Origin of the sequence: Flagellimonas onchidii (assembly GCF_004804315.1) — a bacterium.
GTDB classification, from domain to species: domain Bacteria; phylum Bacteroidota; class Bacteroidia; order Flavobacteriales; family Flavobacteriaceae; genus Flagellimonas; species Flagellimonas onchidii.
In genome coordinates this window covers 206,260-224,387 of the sequence record NZ_SRXX01000002.1, presented here as the reverse complement: position 1 = coordinate 224,387, position 18,128 = coordinate 206,260, and the positions used below count along the sequence as shown (strand labels likewise).

At 37.3% G+C, this 18,128-nt stretch carries 18 protein-coding genes; 15 read left to right on the top strand and 3 right to left on the bottom strand.

Going from position 1 to position 18,128, the window contains the following annotated elements; all coding sequences use genetic code 11:
- Positions 1–25: 25 nt before the first annotated feature.
- Entirely contained in the window at positions 26–868 is an 843-nt protein-coding gene (locus E4661_RS03085) for an AraC family transcriptional regulator (protein ID WP_136465351.1), read from the bottom strand.
- Between the two features lie 185 nt (positions 869–1,053).
- Here E4661_RS03085 and E4661_RS03080 point away from each other — a divergent pair, with 185 nt between their 5' ends.
- From E4661_RS03080 to E4661_RS03070, 3 genes are all read left to right on the top strand, one after another.
- Positions 1,054–2,064 carry a 4-hydroxyproline epimerase gene (locus E4661_RS03080; protein WP_136465350.1) on the top strand — a complete coding sequence of 337 codons (1,011 nt, stop codon included), beginning with the start codon at positions 1,054–1,056 and terminating at the stop codon, positions 2,062–2,064.
- 1 nt (position 2,065) lies between these two features.
- On the top strand, positions 2,066–3,322 hold the full coding sequence (locus E4661_RS03075) for an NAD(P)/FAD-dependent oxidoreductase (protein ID WP_136465349.1): 1,257 nt from the start codon (positions 2,066–2,068) through the stop codon (positions 3,320–3,322).
- Between the two features lie 71 nt (positions 3,323–3,393).
- Positions 3,394–4,317, top strand: a complete 924-nt coding sequence (locus E4661_RS03070) for a hypothetical protein (RefSeq protein WP_136465348.1) — start codon at positions 3,394–3,396, stop codon at positions 4,315–4,317.
- Between the two features lie 3 nt (positions 4,318–4,320).
- Here E4661_RS03070 and E4661_RS03065 read toward each other — a convergent pair whose 3' ends face one another.
- Positions 4,321–4,716, bottom strand: coding sequence for a VOC family protein (locus E4661_RS03065; RefSeq protein ID WP_136465347.1), 396 nt, complete (start codon positions 4,714–4,716; stop codon positions 4,321–4,323).
- 5 nt (positions 4,717–4,721) lie between these two features.
- A complete protein-coding gene (locus E4661_RS03060) occupies positions 4,722–5,357 on the bottom strand; it encodes an alpha/beta hydrolase (RefSeq protein ID WP_136465346.1) in 636 nt (211 codons plus the stop codon).
- 69 nt (positions 5,358–5,426) lie between these two features.
- Here E4661_RS03060 and E4661_RS03055 point away from each other — a divergent pair, with 69 nt between their 5' ends.
- From E4661_RS03055 to E4661_RS03000, 12 genes are all read left to right on the top strand, one after another.
- A complete protein-coding gene (locus tag E4661_RS03055; RefSeq protein WP_136465345.1) occupies positions 5,427–5,849 on the top strand; it encodes a PaaI family thioesterase in 423 nt (140 codons plus the stop codon).
- Positions 5,830–6,891 carry a chorismate-binding protein gene (locus E4661_RS03050; RefSeq protein WP_240751399.1) on the top strand — a complete coding sequence of 354 codons (1,062 nt, stop codon included), beginning with the start codon at positions 5,830–5,832 and terminating at the stop codon, positions 6,889–6,891. The genes E4661_RS03055 and E4661_RS03050 overlap by 20 nt, the downstream gene beginning before the upstream one ends.
- Positions 6,892–6,967: 76 nt before the next feature.
- Positions 6,968–8,704, top strand: coding sequence for a 2-succinyl-5-enolpyruvyl-6-hydroxy-3-cyclohexene-1-carboxylic-acid synthase (gene menD / locus E4661_RS03045; protein WP_136465344.1), 1,737 nt, complete (start codon positions 6,968–6,970; stop codon positions 8,702–8,704).
- Positions 8,705–8,744: 40 nt separating this feature from the next.
- Entirely contained in the window at positions 8,745–9,086 is a 342-nt protein-coding gene (locus tag E4661_RS03040) for a DUF2853 family protein (RefSeq protein ID WP_136465343.1), read from the top strand.
- An 80-nt stretch (positions 9,087–9,166) separates the two neighbouring features.
- Positions 9,167–10,006 carry a CvfB family protein gene (locus E4661_RS03035; protein ID WP_136465342.1) on the top strand — a complete coding sequence of 280 codons (840 nt, stop codon included), beginning with the start codon at positions 9,167–9,169 and terminating at the stop codon, positions 10,004–10,006.
- 150 nt (positions 10,007–10,156) lie between these two features.
- On the top strand, positions 10,157–10,756 hold the full coding sequence (locus tag E4661_RS03030; RefSeq protein ID WP_136465341.1) for an SPOR domain-containing protein: 600 nt from the start codon (positions 10,157–10,159) through the stop codon (positions 10,754–10,756).
- Positions 10,757–10,758: 2 nt separating this feature from the next.
- Positions 10,759–11,667 carry a 1,4-dihydroxy-2-naphthoate octaprenyltransferase gene (gene menA / locus E4661_RS03025; protein WP_136465340.1) on the top strand — a complete coding sequence of 303 codons (909 nt, stop codon included), beginning with the start codon at positions 10,759–10,761 and terminating at the stop codon, positions 11,665–11,667.
- A 32-nt stretch (positions 11,668–11,699) separates the two neighbouring features.
- Positions 11,700–12,455 carry a LytR/AlgR family response regulator transcription factor gene (locus E4661_RS03020; protein ID WP_136465339.1) on the top strand — a complete coding sequence of 252 codons (756 nt, stop codon included), beginning with the start codon at positions 11,700–11,702 and terminating at the stop codon, positions 12,453–12,455.
- A gap of 542 nt (positions 12,456–12,997) precedes the next feature.
- Positions 12,998–14,959: a sensor histidine kinase gene (locus E4661_RS03015; RefSeq protein ID WP_136465338.1), complete on the top strand. Its 1,962-nt coding sequence runs from the start codon at positions 12,998–13,000 to the stop codon at positions 14,957–14,959.
- A 92-nt stretch (positions 14,960–15,051) separates the two neighbouring features.
- The gene (locus E4661_RS03010; RefSeq protein ID WP_136465337.1) at positions 15,052–16,104 is read left to right on the top strand and encodes an o-succinylbenzoate synthase; all 1,053 of its coding nucleotides are present in this window, start codon (positions 15,052–15,054) and stop codon (positions 16,102–16,104) included.
- Complete coding sequence (locus E4661_RS03005) at positions 16,095–17,060, top strand: CPBP family intramembrane glutamic endopeptidase (protein ID WP_136465336.1); 966 nt, start codon at positions 16,095–16,097, stop codon at positions 17,058–17,060. Before E4661_RS03010 ends, E4661_RS03005 begins: the two co-directional genes overlap by 10 nt.
- The gene (locus tag E4661_RS03000; RefSeq protein ID WP_136465335.1) at positions 17,035–18,111 is read left to right on the top strand and encodes an AMP-binding protein; all 1,077 of its coding nucleotides are present in this window, start codon (positions 17,035–17,037) and stop codon (positions 18,109–18,111) included. Before E4661_RS03005 ends, E4661_RS03000 begins: the two co-directional genes overlap by 26 nt.
- Positions 18,112–18,128 lie beyond the last annotated feature (17 nt).

The following is an 18,128-nucleotide window of genomic DNA, read 5'->3' as shown; positions in this document are numbered from 1 at the left end:
AATGTTACCGACACTAAAACATGATTTAACCCATTGATTGTACGAATTTTGATGGACTCATGCCTTTAGTTTTCTTAAACTTTCTATTGAAATTGGAAATAGAGTGAAAACCAGATAAATCAGCTATTTCCGAAATGGGAAGATTTCTGTTATGTACAAGTAGTTGGCTTGCATGCTCGACCCTGACTTCAATTAAAAATTCAAAGAAGGTTTTGTTGGTACGCTGCTTAAAAAAGCGACAAAAAGCATTTGGGGTCATATGGGCCAATTCTGAAACAGTTTCAAGTGCTATTTTTTTATCAAAATTCTTCATGACAAAATCAAAGACTGAACGTAACCTTTCACCATGATCATTAGAAATTTCTTTTGGATAGGTAAAATTTGATAGTCTGGTCTTGGGAAGATCATTCAATTGTTTAAGCAACTGCAAAAATGTAATGAGTCTTGTAAAACCTCCCGAAGTAACCATGGATTCCATATCCTTTAACAAGTAGGTTCCACTTGAAGTTAATTTAAAGCCGGATTCAACATAATTGAAGAAATTTTGTAGTTCAGCTGGCTCTGAATGTTCAAAAAAAGAATTCTCAAAAAATCTTTTTGTAAAGTAAACCGAGATCATATAGGAATCAGACCCGTCATTTATACTTTTAAACAGATGGGGTATTCCACCACCAATCACAAAAAAGTCTCCCTCTTTATACGAATTTACATTGCCGCCTACAATGAGTTTCCCTTTTCCAGCAACTATAATACTTATCTGTATTTCTTCGTGTTGATGGAGTTTATCATAGAATATTGGCCCCTTGTCACACTGAACTGTAATGTCCTCACCTGGTTTCTTGGGGATCTTGAAGGCATGTACTTTCATTTGGTTCATAATTACCCAAATGTAGTATTTAAACCTTATGTAATGGTTAATATAGTGCCAATATGAGGTAATTTTTGCAGAATTGAACCAATACCAACAACTTATTTTTGATGTAAAATAATTTGATTATGACTTCATTACTTGTAGAAGGCATGAAAACACGAACTCAAATTCTTGTCTCGTAAATGAGTGTACATGTATTTAAATGCATTGATGCCCATACCTGTGGAAACCCGGTTAGGCTTGTTGTTGAAGGTGGCCCCCAACTTAAAGGGGACAACATGGAGGAGAAGCGACAACATTTTATGAAAGAATACGATTGGGTTAGAACTGGCCTCATGTTCGAACCACGAGGGCATGATATGATGAGCGGAAGCATTCTCTATCCGCCACACAATCCTGAAAATGACACTGCTGTTCTTTTTATAGAAACCAGTGGTTGTTTGCCCATGTGTGGTCATGGCACCATTGGTACCATGACCATTGCTCTTGAAGAAGGGCTCATCATCCCGAAAAAAAAAGGTAGGGTAAAACTAGAAACACCTGCGGGTCTTGTGGAAGTTGAATACCATCAACCAAGCGATAAAGTAGAGTGGGTTAAATTGACGAATGTAAAAAGCTATCTGGCCGCCGAAGGACTGACTGTTGACTCGTCCATATTAGGAGAGTTGGTTTTTGATGTAGCTTTTGGAGGAAACTTTTATGCAATAGTAGATCCACAGTTCAATTTTCCAGGTCTTCAGAATTTTACCGCATCCGAATTGATCGAGTATTCGAGGGAAGTAAGAAAGAAGATAAATGAAAAATACCCCACGCTTTTTGTGCATCCGGAAAACCCAAATATTAACCGTGTTTCCCATATTCTTTGGACAGGCTCCCCAATGGACAAAAGCTCATCCGGAAGAAATGCGGTGTTTTATGGGGATAAGGCAATAGACCGATCTCCATGCGGTACAGGAACTTCTGCTCGTATGGCACAATTATATGCCAAAGGGAAACTAAAATTAGGAGAAGAATTTATCCATGAAAGCTATATAGGTTCTAAATTTGTTGGCATTGTGGAACAAGTAACCAAAATCAAAGGAGAAGAGGCGATTGTTCCTAGTGTGAAAGGGTGGGCCAAGGTCTATGGTAGAAATACAATCACAATAGACACGGACGACGATCCCTATGCACATGGTTTTCAAGTAATATGACATGAGCAAAAACAAAAATGTGATTGTGGTTGGCGGTGGTATTATTGGTCTATCTACTGCTTATTTTTTACATAAAGAAGGTCATAGGGTCACCGTGTTGGACAAATCTGGAATGAACGGTGGTGCTTCTCATGTAAATGCAGGTTATATTACCCCAAGTCATATAGCCTCTCTGGCTTCACCAGGAATGATTTCCAAAGGAATCAAATACATGTTTGATTCTTCCAGTCCGTTTTATATGAAGCCAAGGCTCAACGCTGATTTTATAAAATGGGCGTGGAATTTCAAAAAATCCTCTACCAGAAACAAGGTGGAAAAAGCCATGCCCATAATTAGAGATATTAACCTTCTCAGTAGGACGTTGTATGAAAGAATCAAGGATTCTGGTGAGTTGGGGAACTTCCATTTTGATAAAAAAGGACTTTTAATGGTCTATAAGACCCAAAAGGCAAGAGACCAGGAAGCTTATGTGGCCAAAAGAGCCAAAGAACTGGATTTAGAAGTAGTAGAGTTAGATTCTGATGGATTAAGAAAAGTGGAACCTAACATTGAGCTAAACGCTTTGGGAGCTTTTCATTACGAGTGCGACAGACATTCTACCCCGACCCAGTTTATGGAACGAATGATTGAATTTCTATCCAAACAGGGTGTTGCTATACACAAGAATGAAGAAGTGATTGATATTGAATCCAATGGAGATAATATATCAACAGTTATTACGGACAAAGGCAGCTACAAAACAGATGAGTTGGTTTTTTCGGCAGGCTCTTGGACTTCCTCTCTTTCAAAAAAGTTGGGAATAAAACTTCTTTTGCAAGCTGGAAAGGGATATCGAATAAATGTGGAATCCCAGACCAATATATCTATGCCGGCAATCTTGATGGAATCAAAAATGGCGGTTACACCAATGGATGGGTTTACTCGTTTTTCCGGAACTATGGAATTTTCAGGAATCAACCATAAAATTCGAAGAGAGCGAGTTGAAGCTATCGCTATGGGAGCGCAAAAATTTTATAGCGGATTAAAAATCCCTAAAGAAGATATCAACAATGCCCAATGTGGTTTACGACCAGTAACTCCAGATGGCCTACCCTATATCGGAAGAACCGAACGATACAAAAATTTGGTTATTGCAACAGGACATGCCATGATGGGGTGGAGTCTAGGACCCGCAACTGGTAAATTGATAACCGAATTGGTATCTGAAAAAAAGCTTTCAATGGATATCACACCGTTTGTTCCTGAACGTAGATTTTAAGTTGGCATATTTTATGCAAGTGTAAACTAGAATATTTTCATTTTTGCATGATTAAGAAGTAACTTTACCTTATGCTAAAAAACTACACACTACTTTTTTTTCTTTTAACAACTTTGAACTTGGTTTCCCAAGAGGTTCAAATATTCAAAGTACAAGATTTTGACCTTAATGGAAAGGTACAGTCGTGTTTGGTGATAACGGACTATGGCCGTGAACTTTTTGAGTTTGCTGAAACAGGATTGTTGACCAAGACGGTGACCCAGTATAATGATACAGACCAAGACATTACATACTACAGATATGAAGGTGGTGAATTACTTGAGAAACGCATGGAAAGTTATAAAGGTAATGTATTGGATGCCGCAACTTCGATGGTCAATTTTTACGTAATAGATTCCTTACCAACGAAAAGAGTTTCAGAAAAAATAATCTCTTATGATAAGGAATTTCTAGAATTGCAGGAATATGAATTTGATGAAGAAGACCGATTGACCAAAATAACTACTTCAAATGAAGAGGGAGTTGACGAGATGATTTTGGAATATGCCGCCTATAAAGATGAAAATACGGTTAACTTTTGGTTGAATGAAATAATGCAAAAATCCATTCGTACTTCCGATAGACAGACCCCGAAAGGTATTCACAAGGCAATTTTAACCAAAGAATATGTCGATGGCGAGCCCAATATTGCTTTTGAAGAGGTTTTTGATTCAGACGGAAAGCTTATCTCAAGAGAGACATTCGGTTATGATTTTACAAAAAAAGGATTTGTATCGGAGGAAAAGAAACTGAATTTCTATGATTCTGAAGGTATGCTTGATAGAGTGGTCACCAAATCGGAAAATGCCGAATCTGTTAAAGAATACATATTTCAATTTGATAGTAACCCAGCAAAGAACTGGATAAAGAAGATAGTTACACCTGATAACAGCTACGTTACACGCAGAATTACGTATTACCCAGATGAACCATTGCCAAACGAGCCCAATGAATAGGGGTTAATTCAGCTGAAGTAAGTCCCATAAGTTTCCGTAAAGGTCCTCAAAAACTACCACTGTACCGTATTCTTCTTCACGCGGTTCTTCCTTAAAACTAATCCCATTGGCTTTCATGGAGGTATAGTCCTCCCAGAAATCCGTGGTATGTAAAAAAAGAAACACCCTTCCACCTGTTTGATTTCCAATGGCTTCTTTTTCTTTCTGATTTTTAGCCTTACCTAATAAAATATTGCAACCTGATTCGTTGGGCGAAACAAGAACCCATCTTTTTCCTCCGCCCAAATCAATATCCGCTACGAGTCGGAATCCAAGTTTTTGAGTATAAAAGGCAATAGCTTCATCATAATCTCGAACCACCAGGGTTACATGAATGACCTTTCTTTCACTATTTTTCATCTTCTTCAAACTAAACTGTTTATTATTTCAGGTTTTATCTCATGACCACCTTCGAAAGAGGATATATCAACATTGTCATTGAATAGAAGCTGTAATTTATCCTTCTCCTTCGTTAATCTTTCACCTTGTAAAAATGAATCCGATTCACCATAGATCACCTTGACTTGAGTGGTGTTCCAATCGATAAAATCAAAATCTTCTTGGGTTAATTCGTTAGGAATCCCTCCAGCATAAAGAGTTAACATATGGCAGTCGAGCTTTCTTTTCACCATCCATCTTGTGGCAATTGAAACACCTTGTGAAAAGCCGAACAAAATCAATTTGCATTCGCTCGGAACATTTTCAGCTTCAAGAACAGCATCTAAGTAATTCAATACGTTTTCAGTTTCTAGAGAGGTATTTTCTTTGGTCAACCAACTCGCTCCAACATATTTATATTCATTTTTTAAATAATATTTGGATGGAGCCTGAGGGGCAATGATATAATTCTCGTTTGGATTCAACCCTTCAAAATACTTTATAAAATATTTGCTTAGATAACCGATTCCATGAAAAACAATCCAGATATAATTGGTTTTATCAGTTAACTCATTCAAAGTCAGATAGCTATTTTTAGAGGAATAGGATACAATTTTTTCCATAATGTTGGTTTGGGAACAAGGCAAGTGGTTATTGCGATTGCTTTGTGTAATTTTACGAAAATTAGAAAAATGAACATGGATAAGGAAAAAATACTATCCGTTTGTAATTCCATTTCGAAAAATACCTTGATGGAAACTTTGGATATTATGTATACCGATGCAGGAGCAGATTTTTTGATTGCCCGAATGCCTGTGACCCCAAAAGTACACCAGCCGGATGGGGTTTTGCACGGAGGGGCAACGGTTGCCTTGGCGGAAAGTGTGGGAAGTGCTGCAGCTCATATTTTTTTGGATACTGACAAATTCTATGTCCGTGGGATTGAAATAGCCGCAAACCATGTGAAAGGGGTTAAAGAAGGCTATGTATTTGCCAAAGCAACTATACTTCACAAGGGCAGAACCACCCAACTTTGGGAGATAAAAATAACCAACGAGTCCGGCAACTTGATTTCGAATTGTAAACTTACCACCATTGCCTTACCCAAGAATTGAAAGCTTTGATGTACTCGCAACGGAGGTAATTGGGCATCTGACAGACGAACTTCCTTTTGTGCTTTACCGAAAGCCTGGAGAAAAACGAGTAACTGGATTGTTTCAAAACGATAGTTCCTTAAATTTTACTTTTGGTTTTGATGAAAAGGGGTTTGTTTTTGCTCCTTTCGACACTCAGAATGATGCTATTTTACTGAGAGCCGATAAAATTGTTTTTTCAGAATTTGAAAAATCCCCAAAAACAAGCATTTCTGAGAAAGAGGTTACTTCCAGTGATAAGGATGCTCACCAAGATTTAGTGCAAAAAGGGATTACTGAAATCAAAAAAGGAAACCTCAAAAAGGTGGTGCTTTCTAGAAAAATAGAAACGGAAGTTTCCACGAGTCACCAAAAAATATTCAGCAATCTTTTAAATAGCTACCCAAATGCCTTTTGTTACTGGTTCCATCACCCTAAGGTAGGTATGTGGTGCGGGGCTACTCCTGAAACTTTGGTACAGGTTAAAGATGATAATCTACGAACAATGTCTTTGGCGGCTACAACAAAGGTTGTGGACAACCAGCTTCCTCTATGGGGTGATAAAGAAATGGAAGAACAACAAATGGTTTCAGACCATATAGCGGGACGATTGCACTCAAAATTAAAATCCTTTGAGGTAGGTAAGGCAGAATCGGTCATGGCAGGTAGTCTATGGCATTTGAAATCTGAAATTACGGGAGAGCTGTCTAAAGAATCAAATTTAAGGGAAATCATCATGGCATTACACCCAACCCCCGCGGTATGCGGAATACCAACAGAAAGCGCCAAGGATTTTATTTTGAAAAACGAAAATTACCAGCGCAAGTATTATACGGGGTATTTGGGCGAGTTAAATCTTTGGGGGGAACAGGAAATAGCACTCTATGTAAACCTCAGATGTATGGAGTTAGGGGATGGTAAAGCATCAATTTTTGTAGGTGGAGGAATAACTATGGCCTCGGACCCACAAAGTGAATGGGTGGAAACCCAGAACAAAAGCAAAACAATGCTCAGCATTCTTTAACCAAAAAGAATTTTACACGATTCTTTTGTTCGTCGATTTTAGGCGAATAGATTTTTGGAACGTATTTTTGCTTTCCATGATGTATTCCAATATTCCCTCAGCGCAAACATTGGTTCTTTATCTTAAATCCAAGGGAATTAAAAATATTGTGATTTCACCAGGTTCGAGAAATGCACCGCTGACCTTGAGCTTCACTAAAAACCCTTTTTTTAATTGTTATAGCATTGTTGACGAGCGATGTGCAGGTTTTTTTGCAATGGGTATGGCCCAGCAATTGAGGGAACCCGTAGTAGTGGTTTGCACGTCGGGGAGTGCACTTTTGAACTATTATCCAGCTGTTGCCGAAGCATTTTACAGTGATATACCGCTTCTAGTAATCTCTGCGGACAGACCAAAATATAAAATAGATGTTGGGGATGGTCAAACCATACGTCAAGAGAACATTTTTGAAAATCACATTGGGTATGAGGCTAACTTAAAGCAGGATGTAACCCATTCCCAAAGCGCAATTTCTGAACTGGACCCAAGGTATCTGGATGAGTCTCAAGGAAAAATTCAAAATTATAACGAAAAGGAAATTGCCCAAGCGTTGAGTGTATTAGCCAACCAAAGGGCACCTGTCCATATAAATATTCCGTTTGAAGAACCATTGTATGACATGGTAGATGAACCGTCGGTTTCAGTTCAAGAAATTACATATACCAAAAAGGCTGAAGAAGTTGCGGTAAACTGGGATGAACTCAAGAAGATTTGGAACAGTAGTTCTCGAAAAATGGTTTTGGTGGGTGTGAACTACCCAGAAGCAGTGAATAGTGAAAACTTGGAAAAACTTGCTTCGGACAAAAATGTGTTGGTGTTTACCGAAACAACTTCCAATATTCATCATCCCGATTTTTTTCCGAGTATTGATAGTATAGTGGCACCGATTGAAAAATCAGAAAAACGGGATGAATTGTTCAATCAACTTCAACCTGATGTTTTGGTAACTTTTGGAGGTTTGATTGTTTCCAAAAAGATAAAAGCCTTTCTACGAAAATATAAGCCTAAAACCCATTGGCATATAGACAATAAAAAAGCTTACGATACTTTTTTCTGCCTATCGGACCATATCAAAATAGAGCCCGATACTTTTTTCAGTAAAATTCTTGATAGTGAAACAGTTAATGGCGACTATCAAGAAAACTGGAATGGTGTGAGAAAAGAATATGAGAGGAAAAGAGAAGAATATTTATCCAAAATACCATTTTCCGATTTCAAGGTGTTTAGCAGAGTCCAGCGGAGCATACGAGAGGGATATCAAGTGCATTTGGCGAATAGTTCGACCGTACGTTATGCCCAATTGTTTCCGATGAATGCATCTTTGGAAGTGTATTGCAATAGAGGAACTAGCGGTATAGACGGAAGTACTTCTACCGCGATGGGGGCTTCCATTTTTTTTGATAGACCAACATTGTTGATTACTGGTGATCTGAGCTTTTTTTATGATAGCAATGCACTTTGGAATAACTATACTCGACCGGATTTCAGAATTATTTTAATTAATAATTCAGGAGGGGGAATTTTCAGAATTTTACCCGGAAAAGAGGAGACAGAAGAGTTTTCCAACTTTTTTGAGACCAAACATAGACTTACCGCAGAACATTTGGCTAGAATGCACCAATTCCAATATATAAAAGCACAGGATGAAAATCAGCTTATAAGTTGTTTAAAGGAATTTTATGAGCCATCTGGGCAACCGATTATATTGGAAATATGCACCCCAAGGTCAGTAAATGATAAAGTTTTGCTCGATTATTTCGATTTTATATCTTAGGAGGCAACTAGATAATAACATCAAAAAAACACATTCAAAAATGAGCAAAAGAGACGAGTTGATTAAAAAATACGCGGCCGATATCAAAGAAAAATTTGGTGAAAATCCTGACATGGATTTATTGACCAAGGTAACCATCGGATTAGGCCCATCTATTTACAATTTAGACTCTTCTAGAGTGTCAGGTTCCAGCGAGAAAGAGCTTGAAACGGTTAAGAATAATTTTTTGAAAGGAAAACTTGGACTTGAAGAGAGCCCTCAACTTTTGGATGCCATCCACAGCGTAATTGAAACCTACGGAAAATCTGATAAGAATAAATATAGAGCAGTGATCTATTATAGGTTGGCCAAGCATTTTGGGAAAGAATCCGTTTATAATTAATAAAACTCTGTATACAATACAGTTGGAGCCACCTTTAGGTGGCTTTTTTTTACCCACAATTTCCATCTACCTTTGCGGCTATGATTGAATTGGGAAATTACAATACACTTAAGATATTACGAAGTACTAGCGTGGGTTTATTCTTAGGTGATGATGAAGGGACCGAGGTATTATTACCGAATAAGTATGTGCCCCATGATTTTCAGATAGATGCTGATTTAGAAGTTTTCTGCTATTTGGACAATAATGAGCGCCCTATAGCGACCACTTTAAAACCCTTTGTTATACGAAATCATTTTGCCTTTTTAAAAGTGGTGGAAGTTGGTGCTTTTGGCGCTTTTGTAGACTGGGGACTCGAAAAGCATTTGTTGGTACCCTTTAGGGAACAGACCAAAAGAATGGAGGAAGGCAAAAAATATGTCGTTCACTGCTACTTGGACGAAGAAAGTTTTAGATTGACGGGATCCAATAGAATTGATCGTTTTCTTTCCAATACAAATGGTGATTTGGACTATAAACTAAACGATAAGGTGGATATTTTAGTTAGCAGAAGAACACCTTTGGGGTGGGAGGTCATTATCAATAACAAACATAAAGGATTGGTATTTGAGTCAGACGTTTTCAAACCCATTTCTGTTGGCACAAGGCTGGTGGGATATATTAAAAGTGTAAGGCACGATAACAAAATAGATGTTTCATTGCAGCCCATCGGAGCAAAAATGTTGGAGCCCACAGCACAATTGATTCTTGATGAACTTCATAAAAATGATGGTTTTTTACCTCTTCATGATAAATCGTCCCCAGAGGAAATAAAGAGCGCGTTGCATTTAAGTAAGAAATCGTTCAAAAAAGCCATAGGTACTTTATATAAGGATAGAAAGGTTCTCATTACTTCGGATGGAATACGGTTGGTACGATAATAAGATTGTTTTACCCGAAATTGCTGGACATTTTATTTTCTACTGTTTGGTTTTTTTCTATTCACAAAAATTTTACATTTGTATAGTATAGATTAACTTGTTGAAAATTATGCGCTTAGCGTAATGTAAGGAATTCAAAACTAGCCTCATATGCCCTTTATAGAAGAAAGTGATTTGTTGGACCTGCACAAGGATATTGATAAGGCCCAGATAATCAACGAAAGACTTTTAGACCAAATAAAGTATAAAAACAAGGATTTAAAAAAGTTGAAGATTCAACGAAATGTCCTGAGTATTGTAACGGTGTGTTTTCTCTTTGCCACTTTCGGTATTTGGTCTTTCTTTTCAGGGCTTCGTACTTCAAATAACTTTAGGGAGCAAGAAACACTTTCGATGGCAATTGACAGTATAGATTCTTTTAAGATGAGAATTCAAAATTTAAAATCGCAAAATGAAGAACTAAGTCTGGTTCGCGAATTCTATCTGGCAAAGGCATTTTTGGAAAAGGAAAAAATCTACTCTGTACAGGTTAAATCATTTGTAGATAATAATGTTACCCTCGCCTCAGAAGCATTGACCAATACCTTGTTTGTAAAAACTAATCCTTTTTATGCCTATTCGCTTGGAAATTTTGAAACACTTAATGAGGCTCAAACTTTTAGAAAGCAACTCGTGAATATGGGCTTTAAAGATGCTTTTGTTGCATCGTATCAAGATGGGAAAAGAGTAAAAATTGAAGATCCCTATTAATTTTGACGAACACTAGAGCTTGGATTCAAGCTGCACGACTTCGAACATTACCGCTATCACTTTCAGGAATAATAGTGGGTACGGCCTTGGCTCTTAAAGATGGTTTTTTTGACAGTACTATTTTTATCTTGGCCTTACTTACAACTACTGCTTTTCAGATAACCTCCAATTTTGCCAATGATTATGGTGATGGTGTTAAAGGTACAGACAATGAGGATAGGATAGGACCTGCTAGAGCCTTACAAAGTGGCTTGCTTTCCAAGGCTGCTTTAAAAAAGGGGATTGTTGTATGTGTAATTATTAGCTTGGTATTGGCCATATTGTTGATTTACAGTTCCTTTGGTTTGGAGAATCTTAAATTGATTTCCCTCTTTTTGGTTTTGGGCATTTTAAGTATTTGGGCGGCCATCCGATATACAATGGGAAATAATCCATACGGATATATAGGATTGGGAGATGTGTTTGTATTTCTGTTCTTTGGGTTACTTGGCGTTTTAGGTAGCATGTTTTTGTATACTAAATCACTTGCCTTAATTTCTTATTTACCTGCTATTACAATTGGACTTTTGTGTGTGGGAGTCTTAAATCTAAACAACCTTCGGGACGTGGCTTCCGACAAAAAACACGGAAAAAACACTTTGGTCGTCAAAATGGGATTTGAAAATGGAAAAAGGTATCATTTCTTTCTGATAACGTTGTCCTTTCTCTGCATGCTTGCCTTTGCTTGGCAGGCTAGAATGGAATTGCTCCAATCATTTTATCTGCTAGCTTTTCTACCTATTTTTATCCACCTTAAAACAGTTATGGTAACAAAAGAACCTGTAAAACTTGATGGCGAACTTAAGAAGTTGGCCTTAAGTACATTTTTGCTGTCCGTTCTATTCTTCTTGGCAGTTAAGTTTTTTTTGTAATTTTGATAATAACCCACTAAACATTAATCGACTTGGAACACCCTATAAAAATTCTAATTGTTGAGGATAATGTAATCATTGCAGATGATATGCAATCAATGCTTGAGGAAATCGGGTATGAGATTGTTGACAATGTGATTGTTTACGAACAAGCGGTGGATGTGCTGAAGAACAATCATGTTGATTTGGTACTTATCGATATTATCCTAGCTTCAGATAAAACAGGAATTGATCTTGGAAAACATATCCGGGATGCTTATAATATTCCTTTCATATTTGTAACATCGAACTCCGATAGAGCGACGGTTGAAAATGCCAAGACCGTCAAACCCGATGGTTATCTGGTAAAACCGTTTGAGCAGCAAGACCTTTATACCTCTATAGAGATTGCTTTATCCAATTTCAATTACGCCCGTAAGGAAAAGAGCAAGGAAATTACTGGAAACGAAGGAGATACCTTCACTTCCAATTCTGTTCTTAAGGATTCTATTTTTGTAAAAAAACAGCACCTTTATTACAGAATTCAATTTGAGGATATTCAATTTATCAAAGCGGACAACGTTTATTTAGAGGTAAACACAGCGGATAAAAAGTTTTTGGTACGCTCACCTTTGAAGGATTATTTGGAAAAACTTCCAAAACATAAGTTTTATAGAGCACATAAGTCCTATATCGTTAATGTAGACCATATTGATGCAATCAACTCAAAGGATATTATGATCAACAATAATTTGATTCCAATTTCTAAAGACTTTAAGGAGTTCATAATATCTTCCATGAATAGCTAGTAGAGCTTAGAATGATAAAAAATGGAAATGCCCTTTTTTAAGGGCATTTTTTTATGTGATGCATTGGTTTTGTAAAATGACCACAGTTTTTCGAAAGTTCACAACATTAGTTTTCCATTACTATATAAGGCGGCTACTTTAGCAGTGTTATTAATTCAGAAAAGTAATTTTTTCATTTTCATATAGTGTTCTCGTAAAAGGGTCTTGTCCGAAAGGGTAGGGCCTTTTTTGATTATTGGACCTTATGTTTTCCATGAAATGCATAAAACATCGACAAAGTGTATTTTGGCATACACCTGCATACTTTTCACAACATAAAACTGCAGTTTCACAACAATACTGAGCAAGTCTTTAAGCAAGGATTTAATTTTGTTGGTAAACCTACGTTCTTTATTAAGAATGTTGACTCAAAATTTGCCAAGGTAATATCGTGTTTGGCTTGGGGCATTCAAACCGAGAATAGGTTCGTTTAACATAAATGACACATTAAATTAATTATTGGAAGTAATTCAAACTTGACTTCAAAGACCTTTGGTAAACTAATGGCTAATTGTTTTAAAAACCTCATTTTCATTTTCTTTTTTGCCTTTCTTCTGAGTGCTGCGGCCCAGTCCACGGAGAATGAAGAAGTAGATACGTTGAAAGAATTTCAGTCAGCCAACAACCCTTCAAATAGATTTGATGCATTCTTCGGTTCGGTTGACAGATATAATGTGAATTCCGCTTATGATTGGTTGGACACCATTAAAATCTATCTATCCAACGCAGAAAAAACTAACGATACTCTAGCTACCAGACTTTACTTGGTTATGCAAACCCAAGTATACAACGATTTGGGTGAATACGATAAAAGTACTGTTTTGGCAAAAGAACTTTATGCTCTAAAGGACACTTTGGATGCAGCTTCAAGGAAAATCGTACTAGATGTTTTGGACGATAATTATGCCCATCTTCAACTCTATGATAAACAAATTGAAATAAGAAAAGAGAAGAGAGAATATGGCTTTACTGATAATGTGGCTTTCTATGACATCTATAGTAACCTTGGATTACATAGAGAAGCGAGGAATCAGTATATTATGGAAGTTAGGCCTACCATTGCGGACAATGAGAATTTCAAACTGGCCAAATACCATAATAAAATAGGTGACTATTTAAGGTTGGACAATTCGGCACCGACTGCGTTGAGTGAGTATAAGAAGGCCAATGGCTATCTTGACGTGTTCATCAATGATATTTCTGTGCAAAAAAGCGAAGAAGAACTTTTCGAAAGTGATTTGCTTAAAGCGGAAATTGAAGGTAACATAGGTAAATGCCATGTACAATTGGAGGAGTTTGAGGAAGCCATTCCTTTACTTGAGAATAGTATAAAGTCATTGGAATCGGCCTCTAGCATTCATTACCAAAATGAGGTGATTGAAAATACCTTGGATTTGGCAAATGCCAACCTCCAATTGGAAAATTATCTTGCAGCAAAGAAAAGTTTGGATAAGGAGTTTGGGTTTATCGACATTCAACAAATTATAAAAAGAAATAGTTTATTGGCCGCGTATTATGATAAGATTGAAAACTTTAAAAATGCAGCGACATATTATAAGCGGAATGAAAGAATAAAGGACTCATTGGTCCAAAAGCAATCTGGGATTATCAAACAACAGCTGGTGACCGTTGTGGCTAGCGAGGATATGGAAAACACTAGATCGCTTATTGCGGAACAAAGACGAATCAATGAACAAGCCCGAAATGAAATGAAGGAAAAGGATGAGCGAATCAACCTTGTGTTTATTTCATTGATTTTCACATTGCTGGGCTTTGCCGGGCTTGTATATGCCTATTTGAAAAGTATCAAGAACCAACGTCTTATCGCAGAACAAAAGCATATTATTGAAAATGCATTAGTAGAAAAAGACTCATTATTGAAAGAAATTCACCATAGGGTTAAAAATAACCTCCAAATGGTTTCTAGTTTACTGAGTTTACAGACCAAAAATACACGTAGCAAGTCAGCAATCGAAGCCCTTGAAGAAGGTAAGAGTAGAGTAAAAGCTATGGCTTTGATTCACCAAAAACTCTATCAAAATGATGACCTTTCTGTTATTGAGATGCAAGGTTATATCGAAAGCCTTATCAACAGTGTGCAATCCGTTTATAAAAAAGGAGGTCATAACATTAGCATTACCATTGATGCCGAAGGTACCGAACTGGATATTGACAGGGCTATTCCATTTGGGTTGATCTTAAACGAACTTGTGTCCAACAGTTTCAAATACGCATTCCCTGAAAATGATGAGAATGGGAAAATTTATATCCACCTTAGAAAAAATGGTGATCAGGGATATTTTGAATATACCGATAATGGGGTTGGGCTGCCAGAAGATACAGAAGAGCGCACGCATTCTTCCATGGGTATCCGTCTAATGAATCGACTGGTGAATCAACTTCAATCAAAATTGAATATTGACAATGCCAAAGAAGGCGTTCGGTTTTGGTTCAACTTCAATTAAGATAGTTTCACCGTTCTACAGTAATCAGGTCGAGAGTGGTAGAGATGCGTTTCCTTTTTGTTTTTAAATATGGTTAAATTTGGTGCGACCGAATGAAAGCCACCTATAAAAAGTACATTCTTGATTTTAAAGCTCCGAGTGGGACTTCGCGGGGAATAATGACCCAGAAAGAAACTTGGTTTCTCATACTTGAGCAAAACGAAAAGTTTGGGATAGGGGAGTGCGGAATTCTAAGGGGATTGAGTGTAGATGATGTTTCCGGCTATGAAGCAAAACTTGCTTGGGCCTGCGAGAATATCCGTTTGGGGCAAGAAGAATTGTACTCCCAACTTTTGGATTTCCCTTCGATTCAGTTTGGCTTGGAACAAGCTTTTTTATCGCTTCAAGCCGAAAACCCTTTCCATTTGTTTCCTTCGAGATTTACGCAAAATGAAACCCCAATACCTATTAACGGATTGATTTGGATGGGTGATGAAGCTTTTATGCTCGACCAGTTGGAACAAAAGCTTGAATCTGGTTTTCGATGTATCAAAATGAAGATTGGAGCCATTGATTTTGCAAAAGAGGTGGCTATTCTAAAGTCTATCCGAAAGAAATTCTCGGTTAATGAAATCGAACTTCGTGTAGATGCCAATGGCGCTTTTGCACCTGACGAAGCTTTGGGCAAATTACATCAGCTTTCGGAGTTTCACATACATTCCATAGAGCAGCCCATCAAACCAAGAAATTGGCAGGTAATGGCGCAACTTTGTGAGAGAACACCTTTGCCCATTGCTTTGGACGAAGAACTGATAGGCATTTTTAATGTAATGGAAAAGGAGCGAATGCTGCAGACCATAAGACCCCAGTATATCATTTTAAAACCAAGTTTAATAGGAGGATTTAAGGGGTCTAGCGAATGGATAAATATGGCAGAAAGCGAACAAATCAGCTGGTGGATTACAAGCGCTTTGGAAAGCAACATTGGATTAAATGCGATTGCGCAATGGACCTATTCCCTGCAAACATCAATGCCACAAGGTTTGGGAACAGGGAGCCTCTATACCAATAATTTTGATAGTCCATTGGAAGTTGCCAATGGAAAGTTGTATTATAGAAGTGCCAAAAATTGGAAGACTAACCTAATTAAAGATTTATGTATATAGAACAGGGATACAGAGGACTGAGCGAACCATGGCGATATATTTTAGGAGTTTTAGCAGTTTTTTTAGTTTGGCAGATTATAGGCGCAATACCTTTATTTATAGCTTTAATTGTTAAATCAGGTTCTTTAAATGCCATTCTAACTGATAATCTTGGAATACTATCCGGTATATTGGGTAGTAATATGTTTCTTTTTTTCATGTTACTCACATTTGGAATAGGCCTCCTTGGTTTGTTTGTTTATTTAAAATTTGTTCACAAACAACAAATTAAACATTTGACCACTTCTCGGAAGAAAATAGATTGGAAGAGAGTAGGTTTTGCCTTTATGCTCTGGGCATTGATATCGGCATTTTTTATAATCATTGATGTTTATCTTTCACCAGATGATTATCAATGGAATTTTGAACTTATCCCATTTTTAATTTTGGCGGTTATCGCAACAATAATGATTCCCATTCAGACCAGTATGGAAGAATATTTTATCCGTGGTTATATCATGCAAGGGCTGGGGTTGGTGACAAAAAATAGGTGGTTTCCCCTAATGTTTACGTCGCTGCTCTTTGGTTTAATGCACATTTTCAACCCAGAAGTTTCAAAATTGGGTTATGGGATTTTGATTTTTTATATTGGTACGGGCTTTTTTCTGGGGATTTTAACTCTTATGGATGAAGGACTAGAATTGGCATTAGGGTTTCATGCTGCCAACAACCTTGTGGCGGCACTTTTAGTAACGGCAGATTGGACTGCTTTTCAAACTCATTCCATTTATAAAGATGTTTCTATACCTATTTTAGGATGGGACATATTGATACCTGTCTTTGTAGTATTCCCTATTCTGTTACTAATTTTTGCCAAAAAATATGATTGGAAAAATTGGAATGCGAAGTTGTTCGGAAAAGTACTGACCAAAGAAGAATTTATAGCCGCCAATGAAGCTGAATCCATCTTACCATAACGTTCATAGCGACTTTAAGTTAAATGGGGTACATTATAATTATAATGAATTTCAAGAGGTAGGGTATGATTTGATAAAGGAGGGAAAACAATTTGAAATCTCGATTGGCAATTTTTTACTGGAATGGGTAAATGATGAGCCCGTTCTTGAAGTACAGACTTCTGGCTCCACAGGAGAACCAAAACGGATTTTACTTAAAAAAGAGCATATGCTCAACTCCGCTGTGGCCACTGGCGCATTTTTTGGTTTGAAAAACGGGGACAAGGCGTTGCTCTGTCTCCCTTGTTCTGGAATTGCAGGAAAAATGATGTTGGTCAGGGCAATGGTTTTAGGTATGAACCTTAATTATGTAGAACCTTCCTCAAATCCATTATATAGCGATTCAAATTCCTACGATTTTGTTGCCATGACACCTTTTCAAGTCGAAAAATCCCTGGGGCAACTATCACAAATCCAAACATTGATTGTTGGCGGTGCACCGGTCTCCGTATCCTTGAAAGAAAAGCTCAAAAACGCTTCAAGTATCATTTTTGAAACGTATGGCATGACGGAGACCATTACCCATATTGCAGCTCGAAGACTTTCGAATCCTGTGGAAGATGCCTTCCAAGTGCTTCCTGGAGTTTCTGTTTCAAAAGACGAAAGGGATTGTTTGGTTATCGAAGCTCCTAAAATATCGGATACCAAGGTTGTCACGAATGATATCGTTGAACTAATTGACGAAAAAGCCTTTAAATGGTTGGGAAGGTTCGATTCCATAATAAATTCTGGAGGAATCAAATTGATGCCTGAAAAGATAGAGGAAAAACTATCAAAAGTGATTCACTCTCGTTTTTTTATTGCGGGAATACCCGATGAAGCTTTGGGACAAAAATTGGTACTGCTTGTAGAAGACCTTGAAGCTTCAATTGAAGTTTTAATGAAGCGGATAAAGAATATCGACGACTTAGATAAATACGAAGCCCCCAAAGAAATTTTTCTTTTAGAAGCCTTTGAAGAAACCAAAACTGGAAAAATCCATCGTGAAAAAACCTTATCCCAAATAAGGTAAGTTTTGTAAATTAAGCA

Excerpts from the sequence above, each read along its gene's own strand:
- E4661_RS03065 (WP_136465347.1), bottom strand. The coding sequence starts at position 4,716 with ATGAAAAATAGTGAAAGAAAGGTCATTCATGTAACCCTGGTGGTTCGA.
- E4661_RS03005 (WP_136465336.1), top strand. The coding sequence starts at position 16,095 with ATGTATATAGAACAGGGATACAGAGGACTGAGCGAACCATGGCGATAT.
- E4661_RS03060 (WP_136465346.1), bottom strand. The coding sequence starts at position 5,357 with ATGGAAAAAATTGTATCCTATTCCTCTAAAAATAGCTATCTGACTTTG.
- E4661_RS03000 (WP_136465335.1), top strand. The coding sequence starts at position 17,035 with ATGAAGCTGAATCCATCTTACCATAACGTTCATAGCGACTTTAAGTTA.
- E4661_RS03040 (WP_136465343.1), top strand. The coding sequence starts at position 8,745 with ATGAGCAAAAGAGACGAGTTGATTAAAAAATACGCGGCCGATATCAAA.
- E4661_RS03055 (WP_136465345.1), top strand. The coding sequence starts at position 5,427 with ATGAACATGGATAAGGAAAAAATACTATCCGTTTGTAATTCCATTTCG.
- E4661_RS03080 (WP_136465350.1), top strand. The coding sequence starts at position 1,054 with ATGAGTGTACATGTATTTAAATGCATTGATGCCCATACCTGTGGAAAC.
- E4661_RS03070 (WP_136465348.1), top strand. The coding sequence starts at position 3,394 with ATGCTAAAAAACTACACACTACTTTTTTTTCTTTTAACAACTTTGAAC.
- E4661_RS03035 (WP_136465342.1), top strand. The coding sequence starts at position 9,167 with ATGATTGAATTGGGAAATTACAATACACTTAAGATATTACGAAGTACT.
- menD (WP_136465344.1), top strand. The coding sequence starts at position 6,968 with ATGATGTATTCCAATATTCCCTCAGCGCAAACATTGGTTCTTTATCTT.
- E4661_RS03075 (WP_136465349.1), top strand. The coding sequence starts at position 2,066 with ATGAGCAAAAACAAAAATGTGATTGTGGTTGGCGGTGGTATTATTGGT.
- E4661_RS03085 (WP_136465351.1), bottom strand. The coding sequence starts at position 868 with ATGAAAGTACATGCCTTCAAGATCCCCAAGAAACCAGGTGAGGACATT.
- E4661_RS03015 (WP_136465338.1), top strand. The coding sequence starts at position 12,998 with ATGGCTAATTGTTTTAAAAACCTCATTTTCATTTTCTTTTTTGCCTTT.
- E4661_RS03030 (WP_136465341.1), top strand. The coding sequence starts at position 10,157 with ATGCCCTTTATAGAAGAAAGTGATTTGTTGGACCTGCACAAGGATATT.
- E4661_RS03010 (WP_136465337.1), top strand. The coding sequence starts at position 15,052 with ATGAAAGCCACCTATAAAAAGTACATTCTTGATTTTAAAGCTCCGAGT.